The organism is Sphingomonas sp., from assembly GCF_042091075.1.
GTDB lineage: Bacteria > Pseudomonadota > Alphaproteobacteria > Sphingomonadales > Sphingomonadaceae > Sphingomonas.
Map to the genome: position 1 here is coordinate 1 of NZ_JBELIE010000144.1, position 8,570 is coordinate 8,570.

The window sequence follows — 8,570 nt, forward strand, 5'->3', positions numbered from 1 at the left end:
GACGAACTGGCGGCGATGCGCGCGATCGGGCGCGTTTCCGAAACCAAGCGGATGCAGTCGATGGCGGTCACTGCCAATGGCGCGACCGCGCCGGTGCAGTTGAAGTCGGTCGACCGCCTCTATCCCCTCTACGGCCGCCTGACCCTGACCGATGGACGCACGGTACGCGCCCCATCCGCCGACACGGTGTGGATTGCCCGGGCGCTGGCGGAACGGCTGGCGCTCCGTCCGGGCCAGCGGCTGCGTTTCGGCACCGCATGGTTCGGCATCGGCGGGATCATCGCGGATGAACCCGACCGGCTGGGCGAGGGCTTCACGCTCGGCCCGGTGGCGATCGTGTCGCGGGCCGGGCTCGACCGCACCGGGCTGATCCAGCCGGGCAGTCTGTTCGAGACCAAATATCGCATCGCCACCGCGCGGCATCCGGCGACGGTCGTTCGTGCCTTCGATCGCCGCTTCGCCGCCGCCGGCTGGGAAACCCGCACCCGCGATCGCGCATCCCCCGGTGCCAGCCGCTTCGTGGCACGCATGGCCGAGTTCCTGACGCTCGTCGGGCTGGCCGCGCTGGTGATCGCCGGGATCGGCGTGGGCAACGGCGTGACATCCTATCTGGAAGCACGACGCGGCAATATCGCGATGCTGAAGGTGCTGGGGGCGACCGCTGGTCTGGTGGCGCGCGTCTACCTGCTGCAACTGATCGCAGTCGCCGGGATCGGTATCCTGCTCGGGCTCGCCGCCGGCGTCGTGGCGGTGCCGCTGGTCGGGATCGCGGTCGGCACGGTGCTGCCGATTGCGCCGGGGCTGACGTTCGCGCCCGCGCCGCTCGCGCTTGCCGCCGGTTACGGGCTGCTGATCGCCCTCGCTTTTTGCGCCAGACCGCTGATCGCGGCGGGACATGTCCCGGCGGCGGCGTTGCTGCGCGGTGCGCTGGACGCGCGATCGGCCGGCACGTGGCGCGGGCTTGGCTGGGCGCTGCTGGCGGGCGCGCCCGTGGTGATTTTGGCGCTGACGGTCAGCGAGCGCCCGCTGTTCGCCGCCGCCTTCCTGGGGGCGACGATCGCGGCGCTGCTGCTGCTTGCCGTCATCGGCATCGCGATCCGGGCCGGCGCTGCTCGCTTGCCCCGCCCCCGCCACCCGTTGCCGCGACTGGCGGTGACGGCCTTGTACCGGCCGGGCGCGCGCACCGTATCGCTGGTCGTCGCGCTCGGGCTCGGTCTGACGCTGTTCGTCCTGCTCGCCGGCGTGCGCACCAGCATCGACGGCAATATCCGCCGTTCGGTGCCGGCGCGCGCGCCAGCGCTGTTCGCGCTGGACGTCCCGCCCGAACGCGCGGGCGAATTCCATCGGACCATCACCGAGGTGGCGCCGACGGCGACGATCGCCACCGTCCCGCTGATGCGCGGCACGATCACCGGCTATGGCGACACCCGTGTCGCGGACCTGCCCGCGATTCCCGAAGACGCCTGGGCCTTGCGTGGCGAGCGCGGTCTGACGTTCGCCACGACGCTTCCCCCCGGCAGCACCCTCACCGCCGGGCGATGGTGGACCGCGAGCGAGGGCCGCGACAGCCTCGTTTCGATCGACGAGCGGCTGGCGCAGGCGCTACGATTGAAGATCGGCGACCCGCTGACGGTGTCCGTCCTCGGACTGGAACGGACCGCGCGGATCGCGTCGTTCCGGCGCATCGCATGGGATACGCTGGGCTTCAATTTCGTCATGGTCTTCTCACCCGGCGCGCTGGATGGCGTGCCCCACAATCTGGCCGCGACGATCGACGTTCCGGCTGCACGGGCCCCCGCCATCACTCGGGCGCTCCTGCCGCGCTTCCCCTCGACATCGGTGGTGGAAGTGGGCGGCGTGCTGCAACAAGTGCAGGCTCTGGTGGGGCAGATGGCGACCGCGATCACGGTCGCCGCCGGCATCGCGGTATTGGCGGGAATCGCGGTGCTGCTGGGCGCGATCGCCGCGGCGCGGGCGGCGCGCGCCTATGACGTGGTGGTGCTGAAGATCCTCGGCGCAACGCGGGCACAGGTCGTGGCGATGCTGACGATCGAATATGGCGTGATGGCCGCGATCGTCGCGCTGGTGGCGCTCGCGCTGGGTGTCGGCGGCGGGTGGTTCATCGTGACGCGCGTGTTCACGTTCGACTGGCTGCCCGACTGGCCGGTGATCCTGACGACGCTGGCGACCGGCGCGGCGTTGACGATCGTGATCGGCGTGCTCGCGACCCTGCCGGTGCTGCGCGCCAGACCCGCCACCGCTCTGCGCGCGCTGTAGGGATGGCCAAATAGGGGGCATGGCGATCCCGTCATCGCCGGTGGCGGGAGGGGCGCCGGCGCCGATGGTGGCATCGCGCGCCACCCGCCGCTACATCGCGCGTCATGTTGCGCTTATCCAATCTGACGCTGCCGCTGCACCACCCCGACGAAGCGTTGCCCGCCGCGATCGTCCGCCGGCTGCGGATCACCCCGCGCGATCTGGTGCGGTTCGCGGTGGCGCGGCGCGGCAATGACGCGCGCGACAAGCAGGATATCCAGCTCGTCTACACGGTCGACGTCACGCTGCGTGACGAGGCGAAGGTGCTGGCGAAGCTGGCGCGCGACCGCAATGTCCAGCGCACCCCGGATACCCGCTATCGCCACGTCGCCACCGCGCCGCAGGGCATCGCGCGTCCCGTGGTGATCGGTGCGGGGCCGTGCGGCCTGTTCGCCGGGCTGATCCTGGCGCAGATGGGCTTCCGCCCGATCATCCTCGACCGCGGCAAGGTGGTGCGCGAACGCACCAAGGACACCTGGGGGCTGTGGCGCCGGAGCGTTCTGAACCCCGAGTCCAACGTCCAGTTCGGCGAGGGCGGGGCCGGCACCTTCTCCGACGGAAAGCTCTACAGCCGAATCAAGGACCCTCGCCACCTCGATCGCAAAGTGCTGACCGAGTTCGTCAAGGCGGGCGCGCCGGCGGAGATCCTGACCGAGGCGCATCCCCATATCGGCACGTTCCGGCTGGTGACGATGGTGGAAAGCCTGCGTGCGACGATCGAAGAGCTCGGCGGCGAATATCGCTTTGGCACGCGCGTCGACGGCTTCGACATCCACACCGACGCGCAGGGCGAACGCCACATCCGGGGCCTGCACCTGCACGACGGCGGCTATCTGGCGGCGGAGCGGGTCGTGCTGGCGATCGGGCACAGCGCGCGCGACACGTTTCAGTCGCTGCACGACGCTGGGGTGCATGTCGAAGCCAAGCCCTTCTCGATCGGGGTGCGCATCGAACATCCGCAATCCTGGATCGATCGCGCGCGCTTCGGCCCGAACGCGGGCCATCCGATCCTGGGCGCGGCCGAATACCATATCTCGCATCACTGCTCGAACGGTCGCACCGTCTACAGCTTCTGCATGTGTCCGGGCGGCACCGTCGTCGCGGCGACATCGGAGGAAGGGCGCGTCGCCACCAATGGCATGAGCCAATATGGCCGTAACGAGCGGAACGCCAACTCGGGGTTCGTCGTCGCGATCGACCCCGCGCGCGACTTTCCGGACGGGCCGCTCGCCGGGCTGGCATTGCAGCGCCACTGGGAAAGCAAGGCGTTCGTCGCCGGTGGATCGACATACAAGGCCCCGGCGCAGCGGCTCGGCGATTTCCTCGCCGGGCGGCCGTCGACCTCGCTTGGGTCGGTGGTCCCTTCCTATCGGCCCGGCGTGCAGCCCGCCGACCTGGCGGATTGCCTGCCCGACTTCGCGATCGCCGCGATGCGCGAAGCGTTGCCGGTGTTCGGCCGTCAGATCGCCGGCTACGATCATCCCGACGTGGTGATGACGGGTGTGGAAACCCGCACCTCCTCGCCGGTACGTTTCACCCGCGGCGCGGATTTCCAGAGCCTCAACACCGCCGGACTGTTTCCCGCCGGGGAAGGCGCTGGATACGCCGGGGGCATCCTGTCGGCGGCGGTCGACGGGATCAAGGTCGCCGAAGCGGTCGCGCAGAGCCTGTGAAGGAGCGCGTCAAGATATTCTTCGACGGCGGCTGCCGCGGGATGGATGGGCGGCTGGAGATCGCGGTGGTGGCGCGCGGCCGGACGTGGATCGTCTCCGATCTGGGGCACGGCACCAGCGCGGATGCGGAGTGGCTGGCGCTGATCCACGCGGCGACGATCGCCCGGACGATGACGGCGGCACGGATCGTACTGCTGGGCGATTCCGCCGATATCGTCGCGAAGGCGGGCGCACGGCTACGCTGCGACGACGGGGCGCGGCACCATCTCGATCGCTTCCGCGCGCTCTTCGCCGATGGCGCGACCCCGGCGGTCCGTCACATCAAACGCTCGCAGAACCTCGCGGGGATCGCGCTGGAGCGGCTGCGGCGGGATTGACGCCCCGTCAATGCTCGCGGAACGATGACCAGAAACTGCCGATCAACGGCTCGAGCGCATAATCGAGCGCGCTCCGTGCGCGAAGCGGGATCAGCACCTGTACCGGCATCCCGGCGCGCAGCGCGAACCCCGGCCCGCGCACCTGCCGGATCAGCCGCAACTGCTCGCGCGGCACCACCACCTCGGCAGTGAAATAGCTCGTTCCGCTCTTCTCGTCGGTGAAGCTGTCGGCGGACAGACGAGTCACCCGTCCTTCCAGATTGGGCAAAGTGCGTTCATGCAGGCCGGAGAATTTGATGAGCGTGCGCTGCCCCACGCGGATGTCGTCGGCATCGTCGGGGGCGATGCGCGCTTGGATCAGCATCGGCGTCTTCTCCGGCACGATATCCATCAATTTCTGCCCCGGCGCGATCACACCGCCCGGCGTGAACACCGACAGCCCCACCACCGCGCCGGTCGCTGGGCTGCGGATCTCGGTGCGCGCAAGCTGATCGCGCGCCGCCGCCCATTTCGGCAACACGTCGCCCAAGCTCTCCTCGACATCGCGAAGATCCGACGCGGTGCGCTCGCGGAAGGTGCGCTCGGCCTCCAGCGCCTGGATCTGGCTTTCCCGCGCGGCGCCGCGCGTCTGCGCCACACCCGCAGCATATTGCCCGCGTTGCCCCTCCAGCTCGGCGCGGGCGCGTTCCAATTCGCGCATGCGCGTCTGCGACACGAAGCCTTTGTCGGCGACCGGGCGCAACGCCGCGATCTGCTCGTCGATCAGCCGCAATTGCTCGCGCGCGGAAGCGGCCTGCTCGCCCAGCCCGCGCCCCTGCTCGCCCGATTGGGCGACCCGCTGCCCCAGCGCGCCGCGCTGCGCCGACAGCACGGCACGGCGCGCTCCGAGTTCGGTCTGTTGCAGGCGCAGGGCGGTGGCCGCCTCGCGCCGGTCTTCGTCCACCAGCGCGGCATATTCCGGCGGCGCGGCAACCCGGTCGCTGCCCAGCTGCTCCGCCTCCAGTCGCGCGCGCTGCGCCAGCAGGCGGATCGCACGCGAGGCGAGCGCCCGCTCCTGCGCACGCACCTCGGCGGCGGCGAGACGCACCAGCACCTGCCCGCGCGTCACACGCTGCCCGTCGCGGACCAGGATCGCGCCGACCACACCGCCGTCGCGATGCTGCACCGACTGGCGCTGCCCAGATACGATCAGCGTACCCGGCGCATAGGCCGCCGCATCGAGCCGCGCGAACGCCGCCCAACCAAGAAACAGTACGAAGAACAAGCCGGCAATGACCAGCCCGGCGCGGATCTCGCGTCCGGGATCGGCCTGAGCCAGCACGTCGGGCGTCGCGGGCGCGGCCAGCAAGTGCGTCGCGGTCATGATGCGTCCGTCGCCGCGGGCATGCGACGTTGCTGCTGGGGCATGATCCGAGGCAGCACCTCGTCACGCGGGCCGTAAAGTTCGGAGCGACCGTCGCGCAGCACCAGCAATTTATCGACCACCGGCAGAATACCCAGCTTGTGCGAGACGATCAGGATCGTCTTGCCCGCCGCCTTCAGCTGCGACAATGCCGCGATCAACGCCGCATCCCCCTCCGCATCGAGGTGAGCGTTGGGCTCGTCGAGGATCAGGATCGCGGGATCGCCATACACCGCGCGCGCCAGCGCGACGCGCTGCATCTGGCCCGCCGACAGGCCGCGCCCGTCGAGCCCCAGGCGGTGATCATAGCCATTGGGCAGCCGCCGGATCAGCGCATCCGCCCCGACCAGCATGGCCGCGGCGACCACCCCCGCGTCCACCGCGCCGCGATCCTCGCCCAGATCGCGCGCGAACCGTGCGATATTGTCGGCGACGGTGCCGCCGAACAGCACCGAATCCTGCGGCAGATAGCCGATATGGCGGGCCAGTCGCTCCGCATCCCAGTCGCGCGCCTCCGCCCCATCGAATCGTACCGCGCCGCGATCGGGCAACAGGGCGCCCGCGATCGCGCGCACCAGCGTCGATTTGCCCGCGCCGCTCGGCCCGACGATCGCCACCACCTCGCCGGCCTCGATCGTCAGCGACACCGCGTTGAGCAGCGCGCCGTCGCGCGTGGCGTTGAGCACGGTGACGGCTTCGAGCGCGATTCTCCCCTGCGGCGGGGGCAATTGGGTCGCATGCGACACCACGGTCGACCCGGCCAGCAACGTATCGAGACTGCGGTAGCTGGCCTGCGCCTGCCATACCCCGCGCCATGTGCCGATCAGTTGCTCGATCGGCGCGAGCGCGCGGGCGATCAGGAACGACGAGGCGAAGATCGCGCCCCCCGAGATCCGGTTGTCGATCGCCAGCCACGCGCCGAGCCCCAACGCGAGCGACTGGAGCGACAGCCGCACGAACTTCGTCAGCGTCAGATAGCCGCCGGTCGCGAAGCTCGCCTCGGTCTGCGCGCTCAGCATCGCCTCACGCTGGCGCAATTGCCGCGCCACCATCGCGCGGCGCATCCCCAGCGCACGGACGCTGTCGGCAGCACCCAGCGCCATGTCCTGCGCGGCATAGGACAGGCTGGCGACCTGTTGCGCCGCATCGAGCCGCGCGCGCGTCGACCGTTCGTTCGCCCAGGCGATCAGCGGCAGGATCGTGCAGCCGATCAGCGCGACCAGCCCGATCAGCGGATGCACCAGGAAACAGACCAGGATGTAGATCGGCATCCACGGCGCATCGAACAGCGCGAGCATGCCGGGGCCGGTAAGCGTCGCCCGCATCGTATCGAACTCGCGCAGCGCCTGGCGCGCGACCGGCAGATCAGGCCGGCCGAGCGTCGCGTCGAGAATGCGTGGGGAGAGCGCCGCGTCGAGCTGCACCCCCGCGCGTGTCAGCAGCCGCGCGCGCACGCGGTCAAGCAGCGACAGCGTGGCGAGCGCGAACAACAATACCAGCGTCAGGAACAGCAACGTCTGTCGCCCCTGCGTCGGCACCGCGCGATCATAGACCTGCAGCATGTAAAGCGTCGGCGCGATATAGAGCAGGTTGACGAGCGCGCTGAACCCCGCCGCCGCGATCAGGTGACGCCGCACCGTCGCCATCGCGGCACGCATCGGGGATGTCGACAGGGCTGAGGAAGGCTGGGGCAAAACAGTCACATGATTACACTGCCAAAGCGCGAAGCCGCACGACCGATCTGGTCGCGCGGCTAGCGGCGGCGCGCCTGGCGCCGACGATCATTTGCTATCAAAAGCCGTGGCCAAGCTCCACGAACTTGTTGGCGAGGATGTCGCCCAGGCTATCGAACAGGCCATCCGTCCCCGGCTGATGGTCCGAATAATAATCGGGCGCGGCATATTTGATCGCGCTGGCATCGCTGACGCCGAGCAGCGTCACCGTGGTGCCCGCGGTAAAGCTCAGCACCAGATCCTTCACCCCGTCACGATCGACGTCCTGCACCTTCGTCTTCAGCAGCCGGATGTTGTCGTCGAGCACGATCCGATCGGCGGCCACGTCGAAATCGGTGATACGATCGCTGCCATCGGCGCGGCCGAAGTGGAACACGTCCGCCCCGGCGCCGCCGGTCAGGATATCATCGCCCAGACCACCGAACAGGATATCCTTGCCCGAGCCGCCGTTCAGCATGTCATTGCCCAGACCACCGAACAGAACGTCATTGCCGTCGCCGCCGAACAGTCGATCGTTGCCCAACCCGCCGGACAGATAGTCATGCCCGCCATTGCCGTTCAGCGTATCGGCGAACAGCGAGCCATACAGGCGGTCCTCGCCGGCGCCGCCGTCGACGGTGCCGCCAAAGAAGCCGGCCCGCAGCGTCACGCCATCGGCCATGCCCGTCACGGTGATGTCGACCGTCGCCGTACTGGTCAGGCCGTTGCCGTCGGTAACGGTGTAGGTGAAATGGTCGACCGCCCTGGCGCCCGGCTCCAGGGCGTCGAAGGCATCGTTGTCCGCGACATAGCGCAGCGTCTGCGTCGCCGCGTCGAAAATGACGCTGCCCAGCGTATCCTGCGTGTCGATCGATACGATCGACAGCGTCTGCCCCCGGTCGGGATCGCTGTCATTGCCCAGCAGCGCCGACCACAGATTGCCGGTCGTCGCATCCTCGTCGACCGCGATCGTGTCGCCCGTCGCGACCGGCGCCTCGTTGACGTCGTTGACCGCGATCGTGAAGCTGTTGGTGACGGTCAGATCGCCGCTGTCGGTCGCCGTGCCGGTGATCGCATAGCTGGCCAGCGC

6 protein-coding genes are annotated in these 8,570 nt (G+C 69.5%); 3 read left to right on the forward strand and 3 right to left on the reverse strand.

Annotation, left to right across the window (positions count from 1 at the left end):
• The 3 genes from ACFDSW_RS13105 to ACFDSW_RS13115 form a co-directional block, all read left to right on the forward strand.
• Positions 1-2,277, forward strand: a 2,277-nt coding sequence (locus tag ACFDSW_RS13105; RefSeq protein WP_375250728.1) for an ABC transporter permease, incomplete at its 5' end; no start/stop codon positions are given.
• A 104-nt stretch (positions 2,278-2,381) separates the two neighbouring features.
• Positions 2,382-3,989, forward strand: a complete 1,608-nt coding sequence (locus ACFDSW_RS13110) for an NAD(P)/FAD-dependent oxidoreductase (protein ID WP_375250729.1) — start codon at positions 2,382-2,384, stop codon at positions 3,987-3,989.
• On the forward strand, positions 3,986-4,366 hold the full coding sequence (locus tag ACFDSW_RS13115; RefSeq protein ID WP_375250730.1) for a reverse transcriptase-like protein: 381 nt from the start codon (positions 3,986-3,988) through the stop codon (positions 4,364-4,366). The genes ACFDSW_RS13110 and ACFDSW_RS13115 overlap by 4 nt, the downstream gene beginning before the upstream one ends.
• 7 nt (positions 4,367-4,373) lie before the next feature.
• Here ACFDSW_RS13115 and ACFDSW_RS13120 read toward each other — a convergent pair whose 3' ends face one another.
• The 3 genes from ACFDSW_RS13120 to ACFDSW_RS13130 form a co-directional block, all read right to left on the reverse strand.
• On the reverse strand, positions 4,374-5,729 hold the full coding sequence (locus ACFDSW_RS13120; protein WP_375250731.1) for an HlyD family type I secretion periplasmic adaptor subunit: 1,356 nt from the start codon (positions 5,727-5,729) through the stop codon (positions 4,374-4,376).
• A complete protein-coding gene (locus ACFDSW_RS13125; protein WP_375250732.1) occupies positions 5,726-7,426 on the reverse strand; it encodes a type I secretion system permease/ATPase in 1,701 nt (566 codons plus the stop codon). Before ACFDSW_RS13125 ends, ACFDSW_RS13120 begins: the two co-directional genes overlap by 4 nt.
• A gap of 133 nt (positions 7,427-7,559) precedes the next feature.
• On the reverse strand, positions 7,560-8,570 hold a 1,011-nt coding region (locus ACFDSW_RS13130), incomplete at its 5' end, for a calcium-binding protein (protein ID WP_375250733.1).